The 15,451-nt window shown below is 58.8% G+C and carries 20 protein-coding genes; 19 read left to right on the top strand and 1 reads right to left on the bottom strand.

From position 1 onward, the window contains the following. The first annotated feature begins 329 nt into the window (after positions 1-329). From PAQ31011_RS25465 to PAQ31011_RS25555, 19 genes are all read left to right on the top strand, one after another. Complete coding sequence (locus tag PAQ31011_RS25465) at positions 330-746, top strand: MarR family winged helix-turn-helix transcriptional regulator (protein WP_150578413.1); 417 nt, start codon at positions 330-332, stop codon at positions 744-746. Between the two features lie 37 nt (positions 747-783). Further along, positions 784-1,086, top strand: coding sequence for a hypothetical protein (locus PAQ31011_RS25470; RefSeq protein WP_150578414.1), 303 nt, complete (start codon positions 784-786; stop codon positions 1,084-1,086). After that, positions 1,083-1,355 carry a hypothetical protein gene (locus PAQ31011_RS25475; RefSeq protein ID WP_150578415.1) on the top strand — a complete coding sequence of 91 codons (273 nt, stop codon included), beginning with the start codon at positions 1,083-1,085 and terminating at the stop codon, positions 1,353-1,355. Before PAQ31011_RS25470 ends, PAQ31011_RS25475 begins: the two co-directional genes overlap by 4 nt. 29 nt (positions 1,356-1,384) lie before the next feature. After that, a complete protein-coding gene (locus PAQ31011_RS25480; protein WP_150578416.1) occupies positions 1,385-1,996 on the top strand; it encodes a phospholipase D family nuclease in 612 nt (203 codons plus the stop codon). A 36-nt stretch (positions 1,997-2,032) separates the two neighbouring features. Beyond that, positions 2,033-2,455: a hypothetical protein gene (locus PAQ31011_RS25485; RefSeq protein ID WP_150578417.1), complete on the top strand. Its 423-nt coding sequence runs from the start codon at positions 2,033-2,035 to the stop codon at positions 2,453-2,455. 272 nt (positions 2,456-2,727) lie between these two features. Then, a complete protein-coding gene (locus PAQ31011_RS25490; protein ID WP_150578418.1) occupies positions 2,728-3,129 on the top strand; it encodes a hypothetical protein in 402 nt (133 codons plus the stop codon). A gap of 88 nt (positions 3,130-3,217) precedes the next feature. Next, positions 3,218-3,454, top strand: a complete 237-nt coding sequence (locus PAQ31011_RS25495) for a hypothetical protein (protein ID WP_150578419.1) — start codon at positions 3,218-3,220, stop codon at positions 3,452-3,454. A gap of 9 nt (positions 3,455-3,463) precedes the next feature. Then, positions 3,464-3,811 carry a hypothetical protein gene (locus tag PAQ31011_RS25500; protein ID WP_150578420.1) on the top strand — a complete coding sequence of 116 codons (348 nt, stop codon included), beginning with the start codon at positions 3,464-3,466 and terminating at the stop codon, positions 3,809-3,811. A gap of 579 nt (positions 3,812-4,390) precedes the next feature. Further along, entirely contained in the window at positions 4,391-5,224 is an 834-nt protein-coding gene (locus PAQ31011_RS25505) for a methyltransferase (RefSeq protein ID WP_150578421.1), read from the top strand. A gap of 515 nt (positions 5,225-5,739) precedes the next feature. After that, entirely contained in the window at positions 5,740-6,387 is a 648-nt protein-coding gene (locus PAQ31011_RS25510; RefSeq protein WP_150578422.1) for a DNA methyltransferase, read from the top strand. Continuing rightward, complete coding sequence (locus PAQ31011_RS27050; protein ID WP_425495142.1) at positions 6,384-6,839, top strand: DUF6900 domain-containing protein; 456 nt, start codon at positions 6,384-6,386, stop codon at positions 6,837-6,839. The genes PAQ31011_RS25510 and PAQ31011_RS27050 overlap by 4 nt, the downstream gene beginning before the upstream one ends. A gap of 767 nt (positions 6,840-7,606) precedes the next feature. Next, on the top strand, positions 7,607-7,807 hold the full coding sequence (locus PAQ31011_RS25520) for a hypothetical protein (RefSeq protein WP_150578423.1): 201 nt from the start codon (positions 7,607-7,609) through the stop codon (positions 7,805-7,807). 49 nt (positions 7,808-7,856) lie between these two features. Beyond that, on the top strand, positions 7,857-9,929 hold the full coding sequence (locus tag PAQ31011_RS25525; protein WP_150578424.1) for a ParB/RepB/Spo0J family partition protein: 2,073 nt from the start codon (positions 7,857-7,859) through the stop codon (positions 9,927-9,929). A gap of 58 nt (positions 9,930-9,987) precedes the next feature. Then, positions 9,988-10,425, top strand: coding sequence for a hypothetical protein (locus PAQ31011_RS25530; protein ID WP_150578425.1), 438 nt, complete (start codon positions 9,988-9,990; stop codon positions 10,423-10,425). A gap of 508 nt (positions 10,426-10,933) precedes the next feature. Then, positions 10,934-12,154 carry a DUF3560 domain-containing protein gene (locus PAQ31011_RS25535; RefSeq protein WP_174990266.1) on the top strand — a complete coding sequence of 407 codons (1,221 nt, stop codon included), beginning with the start codon at positions 10,934-10,936 and terminating at the stop codon, positions 12,152-12,154. 945 nt (positions 12,155-13,099) lie between these two features. Continuing rightward, positions 13,100-13,381 carry a hypothetical protein gene (locus PAQ31011_RS25540; protein ID WP_150578427.1) on the top strand — a complete coding sequence of 94 codons (282 nt, stop codon included), beginning with the start codon at positions 13,100-13,102 and terminating at the stop codon, positions 13,379-13,381. Positions 13,382-13,403: 22 nt separating this feature from the next. Beyond that, positions 13,404-13,697, top strand: coding sequence for a hypothetical protein (locus PAQ31011_RS25545; RefSeq protein ID WP_150578428.1), 294 nt, complete (start codon positions 13,404-13,406; stop codon positions 13,695-13,697). A 19-nt stretch (positions 13,698-13,716) separates the two neighbouring features. Then, positions 13,717-14,388 (top strand): hypothetical protein, encoded by a 672-nt coding sequence (locus tag PAQ31011_RS25550; protein ID WP_150578429.1) that lies wholly within the window; start codon positions 13,717-13,719, stop codon positions 14,386-14,388. Positions 14,389-14,423: 35 nt separating this feature from the next. Continuing rightward, entirely contained in the window at positions 14,424-14,645 is a 222-nt protein-coding gene (locus tag PAQ31011_RS25555) for a DUF3717 domain-containing protein (RefSeq protein ID WP_246179787.1), read from the top strand. A gap of 471 nt (positions 14,646-15,116) precedes the next feature. Here PAQ31011_RS25555 and PAQ31011_RS25560 read toward each other — a convergent pair whose 3' ends face one another. Further along, a complete protein-coding gene (locus tag PAQ31011_RS25560; protein ID WP_150578430.1) occupies positions 15,117-15,419 on the bottom strand; it encodes a hypothetical protein in 303 nt (100 codons plus the stop codon). Between the last annotated feature and the right edge of the window lie 32 nt (positions 15,420-15,451).

The following is a 15,451-nucleotide window of genomic DNA, read 5'->3' on the forward strand; positions in this document are numbered from 1 at the left end:
TTGACGAGCTAAATTTTTAATCGAAGGTGGAGTGATTTGATGGAAGTAGAAAATGCGCGTTCGCAGACTCAACAAGAGTTTCTGCGAGACGCCATGAGTCGACTTGAGATGACGCGCTCAGCATTCGCGAAGCGGATTAGTGTCCCTGAAAAAACGCTTGATAAATGGCTCGCCCCTGCGAATACGAGCGACGCTAGATCGATGCCGGATGTAGTGTGGGCATACATCAGAGAAATATTACATTGGGATGCTAATAAATCTTGATATACCCCCAATGGGGGTATATAGTACTCCTGTGTATTCACCACGAACTCACAGGAGTTATCGAATTGGAAAAAGTCATTTCTGTTAGTGGAGCGCTTTCGCGAGTGGCAGCGGCGATGCGTCGTCAGGCTTGGGACGGTGCTATGACGCTCGGTATTACGCCGACCCAAGGCGAAGTGCTTGTGCGCTTGCTTGAGCAGAGAACGGCATTGCGCCTTGGTGAGATCGCAGAGGGCATGCGACTCACGACGCCGACACTGAGTGAAGCAGTTAAGACGCTCGTGGAAAAAGGGCTCGTGAAAAAGCTGCGCGATCGCGAGGACGCTCGAGCGGTCGCCCTCAGCCTGACGGCACGAGGCCGGAATGCCGCTAAGCGTGCAACTGCATGGCATTCGCACCTTGATCTGGTTGTTCAATCATTGAGTACCCGCGAGCGGGACGCCCTCAAGAAAGGGCTGACTGCGTTGCTCCAGCGAATCTAGGGGGCGGCCCATGAATCGGAGAGCAGAAGTCCCGTGCGTGGGCTATATCGACCTGGTCTTCTTTGACGGCCTGATGAATGAGGCCGTCTGTCTCGGTGGAGCCGGCTTTGTCAGCGCGTCGGAAGACGAGATGGCATGGGAGAACGTCCCCGCGTTTTCGGGATACTCCAGCTTCCAGGCTGATCGCAAGGACGCCAACGGCGACATCATCGAGGAGAAGAGTGTTTCGGCAGAGACCTGTGAGGCCTTGATGGGCCAGCCGATCAGTGATCTGATCTCGATGGGCCGCGCGAAACGGAAGGCCGAACTGGCCGGCTACACGCTTGAGGGGAAAGTATGAATGCAACCGAGCGAAAAGAGTCCTTCCGAGCCGCGCTTGTTGCGTTGGTGAACAACCAGATCCGATCCATCGGAATCAACCCCGAGGAAGCTGCAGCTGTATTCGCCGAAGAGGGCAGAGCTGCGCTGAATCATCTCAACTGGTTGCCTTACCCGCAACGCGCGGCGGCCGAACATTTCGTTGCGGCTGCGGCCTGTCTGAACGACGGCCGAGTGATTCCTGTACCCGGATTCGATATTCTGTTCGCTCAGAGCGACGTTGATACCTAAATTGAGCCTTTGGAGTCTGAGGAATCCAGATGAGTTATAGGTCAGGGATGCTTTACGCGTGCAGGGTCGCGCTAGCGATTTTCCTCACCCCGGTTGCGTCCGCCAAGACTGTGCCTGAATTCTCGACGGCACAAGTCTATGCGACTTCGGTACAAGTCGAGCGATTGATGCAGAGTCCGTCATCGGTCGAGGCTGCGTTTTCCCCAGATGGTGAAGCCGAAGCGCTGGTGCTGCGTGTTATCGGATCTGCGGCGTCTTCTATTCGATTGGCCGGATATTCATTCACATCACCGAAGGTCGTTCGTCACCTTATCGATGCAAAGCGGCGTGGGGTAGACGTTGCAATCGTCATTGATGCCAAGGGTAATCTAAACTCGACGTCGGCGCAGGCGCTTAATCTGCTTGTGAACGCTGGTATTCCGGCGCGGTTGGTTGATCGATACGCAATCCATCACGACAAGTACATAGTCGTGGATGGAAAGCATGTGGAAACTGGGTCATTCAACTTCACATCCTCGGCGGCGTCGCGAAATTCGGAGAATGTGCTGGTGATTTGGAACAATGCGGATCTCGCTGCACAATATCTACGTCACTGGCAGAGCCGCTTCAATCAGGGCGTTGCCTATCAGTCGTCGTACTGAGTTGTCAGCGATTTGGAGAAACGACCAGGGAAGAACATGACAACCACTCAGAAGACAAAGTCCAAACCAAGTGCTGCCGAAAAGTCTTCGGTGCTCGTGCGCGGTCTCCTGCCGGATGACCTGACATGGATGGAGGCGCTTGCACTTTCTCACGACCGGTCGTTGGAGGCCGAGTTGCGACAAGCGATCCACACCTATATCGCACCATTTCGGCTTAAGGCGGAATTTGCGGAGCGGCGAACTGGTCTCGCCCAACGCTTGCATTTCGCACACGCGACGTTTCTCGAGAAGCATCCGGACCACAGTCCCAAGCTGTCGTATCTGGCTCAGGCGATTGGTGAAGAACGTGCGGGGTCGTTGGAGAGTTGGTTTGACGGTGCTCCAGGGGCGCCATTTGGCACTCTTGAAAAGCTGGCTGATTACCTCGGCTGCTCTGCTACCTGGCTCATTCACGGCTAATCAACGGAAAACGGCAAATGACAGCTTGGAAACGGAGGGTGCGTGCTGCCGATTTTCTCTTACGCCTCGAGTCAAAGCGTATTGAGACTTGGCGCGACCTCTGGACGGCACCATTCTATGCGTGGCTCCGTCGCAGCCTGTTAAGACGAGAGCCTGCGTGGGACGTCGCCCAACGGAAGCTCGATGCGCTGCTTGAACGGCGCGATCGCATCGCGCGGCGTTTCGGGCGGTGACCTTGAAGAAATTCGACGCACAATGTTCGATCTCCGCCTATGCTGAATTTTCCACAGCGGATGAAGGTGAGAATCATGGGCGAGCGCAGCGTGACGGCGGTTTCTGAATGGCAGGCCTTGCAAGAACTACCCATGCCCACGTTGGCATCGGCCAAGGATGCTGGTGCTGTGTATTCAGTGCTCAAGGTTGCATTCGTCTGGATCGATCTTAGCGAATGTCGGGACGCCAACTTGCCAGCGGAGCCGATAGCAGATGGAAAGTGTGCTCTTGCTTCGATTTTGGTCGACGGTGAGGGACGGCGAGAACTTTATCGCCTGCCCCTTTCCCTTTCCGATTGGGCGTTCAGCGAAGTTACTCTCGCGCGGCAGGGCTTGCGCAAGTATCCGTCCGAGATCGAGTTCGGGTGCCTATCGGATCGACACTATGCGGAGATCCTCTGACTTTGCTTGATAATCCGATGGCGGCCAAGCGGTGGCCGTGTCATGCCACGATCAATCAACGACGGACAACGTAGGTGGAGACACTTCGATGAGCATTCTGGCTCTTCTCGGCTACTCATTTGCCATAGCTGTTGTGGGCTTCGCTCTCATATGGATGGTGGATTGGTTGCGGGCAAAGCGTGCCGGACGGCGATTCGTCGGATTGACTGTTGCGCTGTCTGACCGGATAGCGCTCAGAGCATTCTTAGGACTCTTTGTTTGTCTGTTTCTATTCTCCTGCTTGGTTTTGATGTTACTCACGTTCACTCACATCATCTCGATCTAAATCACAAAAATGGCAATCGCTTTCGATAAGCAAAATCTGGACGCGGCTGTAGCGGCCGTTATGAAATCCGCTCTTGAGAAAGAGCAAAAGTGGATCCCTCAGCTTGGCGGCGCCGTCGTTCGACTGACCGAAGACGGTGACGTCAGGTCATATTTGATGGCTCGAGCCTCGGAGGCCTATACACAAGCCGCTCAGTTGCCCGGTGGCATCCAGGTCGCTCGCATTGAAGGCGTGCCCTACAGTCCGGTTGGGTTTGTGTTTGAGCCGCACGTTGGTGAGATGCTCCCAGCGCCTGTGCGAATCGAAGGCGACACTGGTGAAGTGCAGCATTTGGCCTATTTTTGGGCTGTCCTGTAGCCACAGCGACACCGCGAAGCACATTCCCCATCGCCTGCGCCTGCGGGCGGTGCCCCAGTGGCCACTGGGGCGAAGAACGTCAGCCTTGTCGCGTGTGACAACGCCGATCTTCGGCCTCAATTCATTCCGTCGATTTCCCTCGCAGCAATCTCCACCATTGTCCAGACTCTGGCGGCTGTCACCCGTCGCATGCATCTTGTAATGCCCTCATGAACAGCTTCGCCGCCAGCGGCTCAGGTAGCGCGCTCGCCGCGCGGAGCGTCTAGCTTCACCTGCAGCGCCATCTACTCTCCCGCATCCCCCTCGCTCGCCGTCCATACCTCGCGACCGTAGCCTCATTCGCCTGGCCGTCAAGGCGCGCGAGGCCGTGTCCTTCGCTGCGCTCCGTCCCGCACCCACCCCGCGCTTTCTCCCTTGACCGCCAGGCGCCTGACGCTCGTCACGTTCGCGGGACGACGAACTCAGGGGAACGGCGGCAGCGACGAGAGAAGCGGCTGGTTCGGCAAGACAACATCTTCGCCGGGACTCGGAATCTTGGGGTCCGGCGGGTAACTCAACAACGGCAAGGAGATCTCGGAAATGAAAATGACGCGTCAACAGGCAAAGCAGATGGCTGAAGTCGAGCAGCTCGTCGCGCTCGAGCGACGGTTGACAGTGGACGAGCGGATGTTTGTACTCGAGCACTATCAGGAGGGCGCACATACGGATAATGCAGCCATCGGAGCGTTCTTCACGCCCTACGGGCTGGCCAGAGACCTGGCGATCGAAGTCTCCGGCGCTCGCGTCGTGGACTTGTGCGCTGGGATTGGAGCGCTGGCGTTTGCCTGCGAATCCGACGACCGCCATTTGACGTGTGTCGAGCGCAATGCCGAGTTCGTGCGCGTCGGCCGCAAGGTAATGCCGGATGCCACGTGGATTCACGCTGACGTTTTTGGCGACTGGTGGCGCGATCTTCCTTCATTCGATATGGCCATCGCAAACCCGCCGTTCGGCCGGATCCGCGAGTCCGAATACTTCGGTTCCTATCGGGGCAGTGAGTTCGAATACAAGGTTATCGAGCTTGCGCTGCGTGTTGCAAATCGCGGTGCGTTCATCGTGCCGCAGCCTTCCGCACCGTTTCGCTACTCGGGGGCGCAGTACTACCAGCGTTGCGTTTCCACGAAGTGTGAAGCGTTCCTTCGGGACACAGGCATCACCCTAGAAGTGGGTACCGGCGTCGACACGTCGATTTACAAGGATGAATGGCATGGTGTAAGTCCAATTTGCGAAATTGTTCTCGCCGAATTTCTGGAGCAACTTGACTCCGTAGTGCCGGTCGTCACCGCACCGGCTGCACCCGAACCCACGTACCACCCGAGCGCGATGCTGGCCAATGTCGACGCCCGCCAGCTGGACATGTTCGAATCCATGTAACTCCGATGGGGCGCCCGACGTCGCTCCATTTCCCGGTGGACTCTAGCCGTCCCGCCGCAGAGCGGCGCGCCGGTTGCTGCTCGACGCGCCTCTGGCGGCTCGCCGCCGGCGCTGACTGCCTCTTCAGCTTCGCCGCCGGCATTCACCGGCCGCTCAGGTAGCGCGCTGATCGCGCTTGCTGGCCCGAGCCGTTGGGCTTCGCCACGGCACCAACCGATTTCTCCCCCTCAAACACACAACCGACCCGACACCTAAGCTTTCCCCCCTGCGGCTTGGGGTGACGTTCGCTCGCCTGGCTCTTGGTGCCGGCTTGACCAGAGATGCGAACGGAGCATCGCATCTTGGCCTGCACCTTCAACGGCTTTCGCGGCATATCCTCGCGGCTCCGCTGCTGCGGTATTCCACGATCCATTGACACCAGTCGTCCGTCGCGCGCCCGCATCCCCAAGCCGCACGGATTACGCCTCGCTAGGTCGAGCGCACGTGTGGCCCCTTCCTACTCTTTGGAGCACGCTATGGGCCGCTTTATCTTGGGCGACAGCCTCGCCATCCTGCCTACATTTCCTGACGCCTGCGTCGACTTTGTGCTCACCGATCCGCCTTACCTGGTGAACTACGTTGATCGGTCCGGCCGGGCGATCGCCAACGACGTCCAGGGCGACTGGCTGCGACCTGCTTTTTCGCAGATCCGACGTGTCATGCGGCCGAACACGCTATGTGTGTCGTTCTACGGGTGGAACAAGGTGGACATGTTCTTCGACGCCTGGAAGGCCGCAGGGCTTCGCGTCATCGGGCACATCGTTTTTAGCAAAAACTACGCTTCTAAGTCGCGTTTCTTGCGCTATCAGCACGAATCGGCATATCTGCTTGCGAAGGGCAATCCTGTCCTGCCGGCCGATCCCTTGCCCGACGTGCTTGGCTGGTCCTACTCCGGCAACCGGCACCACCCAACTCAGAAGCCAGTGCCCCAACTCTCGCAGTTGATTGAGTCGTTTTCACGGCCAAACGACATTGTGCTGGATCCGTTTGCCGGCTCCGCATCAACGTGTGTTGCCGCGCACCAGCTCGGTCGGCGCTTCCTCGGCATCGAAATGGATCCGCAATACCACGCCGCCGGCGTGCGCCGACTGCAACAAGCGAATACGCGTGAGGTGGCAAATTGAGCATCGATCGCATCCTGATGAATTTGCGTGCTTACCTCAGCGGCATCGCGAATGTGAATCCGAACCATCTCGTCATTCTCGCCGAGTGCCAGAACGTTCGGTTACTGGCCCAGGCCGACCTAGAGCGGAGAGTGGCCGAGACCCTGGGAGAACTCACCGATGAGGAAGTTCGTGCGATTGCGTGCGAGGATGTGGACATACAAAAACTGGCCAGCGACGCAATGGCCGGAAAGATCAACGCGGGGACCGATAACGTGGCACAACCAACCATATCTAATGCGGCTCGATCTGAGCTAACACATATCGCCGAAGCCACTCTGGGAATTCCTACGCTCGAATCCCGGCATTCCGACTCACTCGATTTTCATGACCTAGCGGTCTGGACGATTGCGCGAGCGCTGGAGCAGGCATACATCGCAGGCATGACAGACCACCATCGAAGCGCGGAGTGACGTGAGCACACCCCCGGCTAGTGTTTCGCCGGCCGGGGTGTGCCGGGAAACCGGGGTGATTTTGCCCAGCTTCCCGCGAAGCGAGTGATAGGGATTGGGGTCTGTGAGGCGGCCGCTCTAGGGGCTTGCGCCCCGCCGCGAGGGCACCCGCGCAGCAGTAGGGCCGCACGCGGGCCCCACTGCTGCAAAACAGCACTGCCGCTCATTTGTGGTTTCACAGCGTTGCTGCCGTTGGAACCAGCTCCGTGTGGCGGTTACGAACTACCGCAGCCCAAACAGGGCGTTACCCGGCTCGCCGGGCCGGGCTTTCGTGCTGCGCATCGAGCCCGCGAAGCGGTCTCGCCCCCTTCGGGCATCAATCCCTAACGCACGCTCCGCGTTGCTCCGCTCAACGACCTGTACGGACCCGGCCTACGGCCAGGTGTAGGCGCTCGCCGCGCGAGCGTTTCCGGCAGCTCCGATATGCGTCGGCTGGTCCGCCAATCCCCTTAGTTCTCGCCCGAATCGCGACAGTAGCCCTCCACCGTCAGACAGCAAGGGTGCGCTTCGCCATGTCCTCACCCGTTCGGTGCTCGCCTGCGGCTGCGCTCCGCGTGCGGCTTCCGGCATGCCCTTGCAGTCCGCCGGCTCCGGCCTCCTTTGTCGCCGGGACGACGAACTAAGGGGACTGGCGGCAGCGGGTAAGCCGCGGTCGGATCCACCAAAAACAAACCCTTCGCTGGGACTCGGAATCTTGGGTCCCGGTCAGCTGAAAAACAGGAGTGCTTATGGAAATCGTGCAAACCATTTCGGCCTTCTACGGCAACGACCGCAAGGGGCGTCCTTATGTGCAGGTGTTCATCGAGTTTTGTGCCATCGACGGCACGAAGCTCTGCGGCAAAGCATGCGCAATTAGCGCGGCGGACATCGCGGATGCAAAGCGCATGGCTTACGCCATCGGCGCAGACGTTGTGCAACCCATTCATTGAGATTTTTCACGGCAGTGCCCTTTTGATAACTCGTGCAAGGAGAAAGACCATGAAAGCAGTGAAAGCCAGCGAAACCATCAACGTCCCCTTCAAGTTGCTTGTGGACTCGGAGGACAACGTCAATAAGGACGAAGTCATCACGCCTGAAATCGAGAAGGAGTACGGCGAGACAATCCTCGCAAACAACGGGCTGCTCCAAAATCTCGTGGTGACATTCGAGAACGGCGTTTACCCCGTGGTTGGCGGTCGGAAGCGCCGTGCGGGGCTCGCATGGCTGGTCGCGCAGGGTATCGCACCTTTCGATGAAGATTACCCGGTGCCGGTGATGGTGGTTGCCAAGGCGGACGCAAAACTTGCCAGCTTGGCAGAGAACGTCAGCCGTCGCCTTATGCACCCGGCCAAGCTGTTTCGCGGCATCAAGGAACTGGCGGACGAAGGCCGGACGTTCGCTTTCATCGCCAAGACGTTCAACACGAGCATCGCAAAAGTGAAAGGGATGCTCAAGCTCACGGCCGTTTCGCCCAAGCTGTTCGACCTGTTCGAGAACGACAAGATTACGGTCGAAGAGATGCAGGTTCTGATTCTCGCTGACACACATGCGGAGCAAGAGGAGGCGTTTGAAGCCTTCAGGGGGTACTGGAACCGTCGCCCGGATCAACTGCGCAACCTGATCGTCAAGCAGGAGCGCAACGTGCAAACCGACCCGCATGTGAAGTTCGTGACACTTCAAGCCTACGAAGAAGCGGGGGGTCTCGTTCGCCGCGATCTGTTTGCAGATCAGGATGCGGGGTACATCCTCGACTCCAATCTACTCCATCAACTCGAACGGAAGAAGTTAGAAAGCGTCGTCGCTGACGTAAAGGCCGAAGGCTGGCAGTGGGTGGAAATTTCGGTGACCGGTGACGAGGCGCGTCAATTGGAGCGAATCGCTCACGTTGATCGCGCTCCGACCGACGAGGAAGCCGCGTACATCGATGCGCTTGTCGCAGACGCAACTGCCGCAGAGGATGCGTGCAATAAGGCAGCAGAAGACGACGAAATCGACGGTGAGACGTATGAAGCACTCGAAGCACGACGGGACGACCTTCGTGACCGAATCGCTCGCGCCAAAGCCGTGCTGCGCACGTACGCGCCGGAATTGGTTGCTATGACCGGTGCTTTCGTCGGAGTCGGCCGGGACGGCGAACTTCACATTGAGCGAGGGCTTGTGCGTCGGGAGGATCGCGTTGCTGTTGCGAAGCAGCGAGGCGACGACTCGGAAGTGAAGCGCCTCACGAAAGAAGCGACTGCCACCGAACGCGCCACGCAAAAGGGGCCGCACTCCGACGCACTTACCCGCCGCTTGAGTGCTCATCATTCAATTGCCTTGCAAGCAGAAATTGCAGCCAACCCGGAAGCCGCGTTCGTGATCGCACTCGAAAAGCTCGCCGGGGGCCACTTCTTCCGAGGCGCGAGCGAGAGTGTCCTCAACATGAGTGTGACCGAGCAACGTCACCAATTGGAGAGGGACGCAAGCGACCTCAAAGAAACTGCCGCCGCGAAGGCACTGGAAGCAACCGAGCAGCAATGGAAGGCGAAGCTGCCGAGCAGCCGTAAGGAACTGATGAGTGCACTGTTCCAACTGTCGTTGGACGACCGCATGGCGCTCTTCGCATTCCTCACCGCCGTTGGCATTAATGGCGTCGTTCAGTCGGAGAAACATGCAAGCCGACTGGAAGGGGTAGCAGACGTGGTTGGAGTGGACATGACCAAATGGTGGAAAGCTACGGCGACCACGTATCTCTCCTACGTCTCACTCGCGCAGATCGGTGAAGTCCTCAAGGAAGCGGTGTCGAAAGAAGCTGCTGCCGAGGTGGTGACGATGAAAAAGCGCGACGCTGTTAAGCACGCCGAGAAGCTGCTTGCGAACACCGGCTGGTTGCCGAAGATGATGCGCCGCAAGGTCGTTGTCGAACCGGCTAAGTCGGCTAAGCCGACCGCAGCACCGAAAAAATCCACTGCAGCACCCAAGGCACCTACGAAGGCCGCGCCGTCCAAGACCCCTGCCAAAAAGGTGACGAAGGCGAACGACGGCAAGACCGCGAAGCCGCGTAAGCCCGCAGCCAAAACCACCTCTCGCTAAACGTCGTATGGACGCCTCCGTAAGGGAGGCGTCCCCTCCATCTCAAAGGAGTATCGATATGCGTTCTCTGAATGAAGGGACAAAAGCCGATGCTGCACACACCCTTGGCTATGAAATGTACGCGTGGTTTCACAGCGAGGCGTGGAACGTTGACCACCGGATCGTGGATGCGGGGTTTGCCCCCGATGGATCACCTTGGGTCATCAGCCTGTGTCCGGGCGGGAGGTCGTTTAAGCACAGCGTCCGGTTCGACCGCCGTTGTGACCGGACTCTCGGCACCTACCGCATAGAGATCCGCTACGTGTTACACGCCGCCCGCGAAGGTGTCGCTCACCCCGAGTACAGCGCCCAGGTGATGACTGGTGACGACCTGACCTTGCTTGATGCCACAACGAACATGGTGAAGTTTGGTTTCAACGACATGACGTTCTTCACCACTGCGCAAGAGTGGGCGGCGCGCGATAACGGTTACGTATATGCGTTGCGCTGCAAGTAAGGGCTTTCAGCGCAAGAGCCAGTCGTTGGCCCGTCCGACGATAGCCTGCGGCCTGCTCGATCCGCACCAGACTCTCGCCTGGCGCGAACCGAGTGAAATGCGGCCGCAGGAGAGTGGGCGAGACGCTCTAGGGGTTCCGCTTCGCTCCACCCCGGCACTGGGCCACCCCAACAGTCGCGCCTCTGGCGCGAGATTGCGCTGCGCGCGACTGCCCGCCGCCGAGCGTCGGGGTTTCGCTGTTCGCCCACGTCGGGATGCTCCACGCCAAACCGTTTCGACCGAAAGACCTTTCACAGCACTGTGGATCGCCTCTTTCCGTCGCATAGCGATCGCACGTTCGTTTGCAAGGGTTCGCGTTGCGCCGTGCGTCGCCCGTTCGGTGCTCGCCTTTGGCTGCGCTCCGCCTGCGGCCTCGCCCGGCCCCTTGCAAGCCTTCGAGCTTTCGCAATTCATGCGCCGAGGCGGCTCCACATTGCAGGTTCAACCAGTCGAAACAGAAAGGAGAGTTATGACCATCCCAACCACTCACAACGAAACCCCGGCACTCAACGTCGAAAACGCGGGCGTTCCCCCCGCACCCCCCGAGGCTCACCCCATTGCAGGCGCAGAACCTCGCCACGTCGATACGGGGGCGGGCATGACCGCGACTTATTCGCTGGAGGACAACAAGCTCCGCCTCTACTCGGTGTTTCGTCTGCCGGCGGATCTGTACCAGCGCGTAAGTTCAGCAGGGTTTATCTGGGCCGCAAAGCAGGACTGCTTTGTCGCCCCGATGTGGACACCGGTTCGCGAGGATCTGCTGCTGGAGTTGTGTAGCGAGATCGAAGAAGAGGGGACGTCGCTGGTAGAGCGCGCAGCAATGCGGGCGGAGCGATTTGACGTGTACAGCGAAAGCAACTCGCGTAAGTCTGACTCGGCACATCAGGCGGCGCGCGAAAGCGTCGCCGGAATTCCGATGGGACAGCCGATTCTGGTCGGCCACCACAGCGAAGCATGCCATCGGCGTGCGCTGGAGCGCCAGGACACCAACATGCGAAAGGCTATCGAGACGGCAGAGCGTGCCGAATCGTGGGCGCGCCGCGCAGCCGCGGCTCAAGCAAACGCCGCACGGAAATTGTCAGTCCCGGTACGGCACCGCCGTATCAAGTCTCTAGAGGCTGAAGCCCGGAAACAACGCAGGAATATTTCTGAAGCCAATACCGAGGCCAGCATCAAATGGGCCACTCGCTGGCTGGGTCACTACGAGACACGCATTGCTTACGAACGCGAGATGCTGTCCGCCGCAGGCGGGAGTGCTGCAACGAGACACGATTTTGCGGTAGGCGGCACAGTCGTCGTGCGTGGCGAGCGGCTGGTGATTCTTCGCGTCAATCGATCGGGGCAAGAGGTCAGCAGCTTGACCACGACGCCGCCCCGTGCCGCGAGCTGGAGCCGGAACTGGAAGATCAGCGCCGAGCGCGTCGACGCCTACGAGCCGCCTACAAAGGAGGCTATCGATGCCGTGGCCATCGTCAAGAAATTGCCACCGATTGTGAATTACCCAGCGCTCGGCTGCTTGGAAATGACCCGAAAAGAGTGGGCGGATTGCTCACGCGACTACAAGGGCACTCAAACCGCGAAGGGTGACGAAAGGCTCGCCGCCTACCGTCATCGAACGATCGTTCGTAACGGCATCTTGCGGCTCGTCTACATCGTGGACATGAAGACAACCGAGCCGCCAACGGCCTAAGCGCACCTAGCCATTGCATCAGATCAATCGTCATGACGGGCGGCCCAACGTGTATTGGCCGCCCGCCTCAACCACGACCTAAACGCATAGGGGGCAACCGTGAAGTTTCTTGTGGAGGCAACGCCAAGCGATCCCGGCCAGCTCGTGGGCCGCGCGCGCGAGCACGTCCATAACTTCAATCTCTGTGAATCACGCCACGATGCGGCTCGGTGTGCAAAGTTGTTTCACCTGCAAGGTTACTGGGTCGAGATCTATGACAACTCAACCCAAGAATTGCTTGCGGGGCCACTCGATCCAGATCGGCCGTTTCCTGCTTATACCGTGTAACCGTGGTTCGTCAGCGAGTGGCTTTTCTTGTAGATACCAAGTAGCTATCCATCGGCATTGCAGCCTGGTGCTGATGTGGCCATAACGGAGGGAACGCCCAAGCAGGGCGTTACCCGGCTTGCCGGGCCGGGCTTTCGTGCTGCGCATCGAGCCCGCGAAGCGGTCTCGCCCCCGTCGGGCATCAATCCCTAACGCACGCTGCGCGTTGCTCCGCTCAACGACCTGTACGGACCTGGCCTACGGCCAGGTGAAGGCGCTCGCCGCGCGGCATTTTCGGTGGCTCCGATGAGCGTCGGCGGTGCCGCCAGTCCCCTTAGTTCCCCCCCGAATTCGCGACAGTAGCCCTCCACCGCCAGCCAACAAGGGTGCGCTTCGCCGTGTCCTCGCCCGTTCGGTGCTCGCCTGCGGCTGCGCTCCGCATGCGGCCTCCGGGCACGCCCATGCAGTCTGACGGCTCCGTGCTCCTTTGTCGCCGGGGCGAGGAACTAAGGGGACTGGCGGCAGCGGGTAAGCCGCGGTCGGATCTACCGAAAGCAAAACCCTTCGAGGGGCTCCGAATCTTGGGTCCCGGTCAGCTTTAAACCAAACCGAAATTCGTAATCGCAGGAGCTTCGAGAAATGCCGCAAACGCACTTTGAACTCGCTTTGACTGCTCGCGCGCGCTGGCAGCGTTATGAAACATCGAAGTCGTTTACCGACTGGTGGGCTGCACTTGATGCTGCATACGATGCCGGTCATGCCCCGGACTCGTTGTCCTCGGCACCGGAATTGCTTTGGGATGTTCCTTCGTTGCGCACGTCCTATCAGATGGCTCACCTTGACCGCGTGTACGCCGCTGAGATTGGAGCCTGCCCGTATTGCAATGACGTTGACTCGCTTATCTGTCCTGACCACGACTGAAATGGCTAACGCAACGAACATCATGTCCAAGATCCGGCCCGCAAAAGAGCGATTTCTCCGTGACGTGTGGTTCTACCGAGAATTGCCGCCCACAACACTACCCATTGCCGCCGAACGTATCGATCGGCACGCGGAACTGATCGGTGCGGCAGAAATGTCGGTGCCGGCCATGCGCGAGATGGCGAAATTGCTTAAAGACAGTAAAGATCCGGCCGTTTTGGAGGTTGTCGGCCGTCTGGAGTTGCTGGCGAATCAGTTCACTACCTTGCTCACCTCGCAGAAGGTGCAGCGAGCTACCGAATCGAGTAATCACTGAGACTCAGGAGAAACCGGAAATGACGAAATATCTCGACCTCGCCTTACAGGCACGCGTGACTTTTGCCCTCGGGAAGTGCCTTGCGATCACAGATTCCAGCGGTGGGGATTGCTTGAATTTGCAGGCGCAAGAATTGGCGGAACTGTGTGGGCAGCGTGCCTACCTCGCAGGCGCTGGGCGGGATTGCCCGCTCCAACTTAGCGACACGCCGTGCTTGGAGAACGCGTTCTTGTGGGGCTATGAATTGGAGCACCACTTGAAGCGTCGAAAGCTAATTGAGCAAGGGGTTGCTGTTTACCAAGTTGGTGCCGTGTTCGGCACCAACTGGTGGGGCAATCCCTTCCAGGACGACGAACGCGACAATAAAGAGAAGTGGTTTGTGTCTGCGCTGGCGGATTCGCCGCAGGAGGCCACCATTGGAGATATTCCATTGGCAGAAACTGAGGAAGAAGCGTGGCAATTGGCAGAACAGCATTTCTATCCGGCACCCGCTGTGCGGAAAGGCTCGGATGAGGTGACCCGCCTCGTCAAATGGATTGACGACCATTATCCGGCAGAGCCGACCATCGACAATGGAGACGGAACCCTGACCGTCTCCGTTCTATGCGTTCCGGCGGAGGGAGATTCGTTTGTCGAGCGCTCCGTCATCCCGGCAAACTTGAAATCAGCCCGCGACTGGCTGGGATACTGAAATTACCGCTAAATCGTGCGAAGCGAGGTGATACCGTGAACAGCATCGTAACCATGACCGAGATCGAGCAGGCCATCAACTTTTGGCTGAAGGTGAACCCAACTGGCTATGACTACGCGATATGCGAGCAAGCGGCGGCACTGGGTGATCACTATGGTCAGATGATCTACGAAAAACGCGAGAGTGTTGCACTTGCCGAGCTTGGCGAGTTCGCCCGAGCGAGTCTCGAGACAGCAATTCACGGTTCGTTACGTTGATACCCTATGCCGGATCTCCGGCAATTTCTACGGCGAACGGGAGGGGCCGGTGCGCGGACCTCCTTTCTTGGCATTGAGCAGGAATGCTCAATGCGGATCGTCCGATCTGCCTCACGGCGCGCCGGCGCCGCTCGCCTGATCTCCCGCAATCTCCATAAACCGCGCCCTACGCATTTGTCGGCGGTGGAGAGGCATTTAGCCTTCGGCTAATACTTCGCGTCATTCCCGCCGATTCACCCATAGCGAGCTTGCTATTGGTGTAGCTTCCCGGTTGGGTTTGCCTCAATCGCGTCTGCTGCCCAGCATGAGCTTTCGACCGCACTCTAGATTTTGAGCACCCGTGCTCAAAATGAAATCGGCCGCTCCGTCTCGCAGCGCACTAGCGCTACTCGTCCGAGTGGCCGGGCCTCAAACACCTGCCGGGCCGATGAGCTATCCGATAACCGGATGAGTGTCCGAGAGGAAAATCACTCAACTACCTGAAAGCGGCGCGCCGGCCGCAACGTTCCCCGATCCACCAGTTGGTACCCCGAGTGCCTTCCGAATCTGTGGCATGGCCTTGTCCCAGCTGGCCACGTCAACGGTGTCGATTCCCTCGCTCTTGAAAAGATCGAGGATTGCCTTTCTGTTCTTGTCCAGGGCGGCTTTATCTTCCAGCCGTTTCTTCTCCTTCAGCACCTTCAGTTGCTCTTCGATCTCGGCAATTTTCGCGTCGATCGACACCGCCCGTCCACGGCCTCGGGCTTTCGGTTCTGATGTCACTTGTTGACTCATTTCGGATCTTCCTTTCGATGGGTGGTGATGGG

Source organism: Pandoraea aquatica (assembly GCF_902459565.1).
Lineage (GTDB): Bacteria > Pseudomonadota > Gammaproteobacteria > Burkholderiales > Burkholderiaceae > Pandoraea > Pandoraea aquatica.

Excerpts from the sequence above, each read along its gene's own strand:
- PAQ31011_RS25475 (WP_150578415.1), top strand. The coding sequence starts at position 1,083 with ATGAATGCAACCGAGCGAAAAGAGTCCTTCCGAGCCGCGCTTGTTGCG.
- PAQ31011_RS25480 (WP_150578416.1), top strand. The coding sequence starts at position 1,385 with ATGAGTTATAGGTCAGGGATGCTTTACGCGTGCAGGGTCGCGCTAGCG.
- PAQ31011_RS25485 (WP_150578417.1), top strand. The coding sequence starts at position 2,033 with ATGACAACCACTCAGAAGACAAAGTCCAAACCAAGTGCTGCCGAAAAG.
- PAQ31011_RS25490 (WP_150578418.1), top strand. The coding sequence starts at position 2,728 with ATGCTGAATTTTCCACAGCGGATGAAGGTGAGAATCATGGGCGAGCGC.
- PAQ31011_RS25495 (WP_150578419.1), top strand. The coding sequence starts at position 3,218 with ATGAGCATTCTGGCTCTTCTCGGCTACTCATTTGCCATAGCTGTTGTG.
- PAQ31011_RS25500 (WP_150578420.1), top strand. The coding sequence starts at position 3,464 with ATGGCAATCGCTTTCGATAAGCAAAATCTGGACGCGGCTGTAGCGGCC.
- PAQ31011_RS25505 (WP_150578421.1), top strand. The coding sequence starts at position 4,391 with ATGAAAATGACGCGTCAACAGGCAAAGCAGATGGCTGAAGTCGAGCAG.
- PAQ31011_RS25510 (WP_150578422.1), top strand. The coding sequence starts at position 5,740 with ATGGGCCGCTTTATCTTGGGCGACAGCCTCGCCATCCTGCCTACATTT.
- PAQ31011_RS25520 (WP_150578423.1), top strand. The coding sequence starts at position 7,607 with ATGGAAATCGTGCAAACCATTTCGGCCTTCTACGGCAACGACCGCAAG.
- PAQ31011_RS25525 (WP_150578424.1), top strand. The coding sequence starts at position 7,857 with ATGAAAGCAGTGAAAGCCAGCGAAACCATCAACGTCCCCTTCAAGTTG.
- PAQ31011_RS25530 (WP_150578425.1), top strand. The coding sequence starts at position 9,988 with ATGCGTTCTCTGAATGAAGGGACAAAAGCCGATGCTGCACACACCCTT.
- PAQ31011_RS25535 (WP_174990266.1), top strand. The coding sequence starts at position 10,934 with ATGACCATCCCAACCACTCACAACGAAACCCCGGCACTCAACGTCGAA.
- PAQ31011_RS25540 (WP_150578427.1), top strand. The coding sequence starts at position 13,100 with ATGCCGCAAACGCACTTTGAACTCGCTTTGACTGCTCGCGCGCGCTGG.
- PAQ31011_RS25545 (WP_150578428.1), top strand. The coding sequence starts at position 13,404 with ATGTCCAAGATCCGGCCCGCAAAAGAGCGATTTCTCCGTGACGTGTGG.
- PAQ31011_RS25550 (WP_150578429.1), top strand. The coding sequence starts at position 13,717 with ATGACGAAATATCTCGACCTCGCCTTACAGGCACGCGTGACTTTTGCC.
- PAQ31011_RS25560 (WP_150578430.1), bottom strand. The coding sequence starts at position 15,419 with ATGAGTCAACAAGTGACATCAGAACCGAAAGCCCGAGGCCGTGGACGG.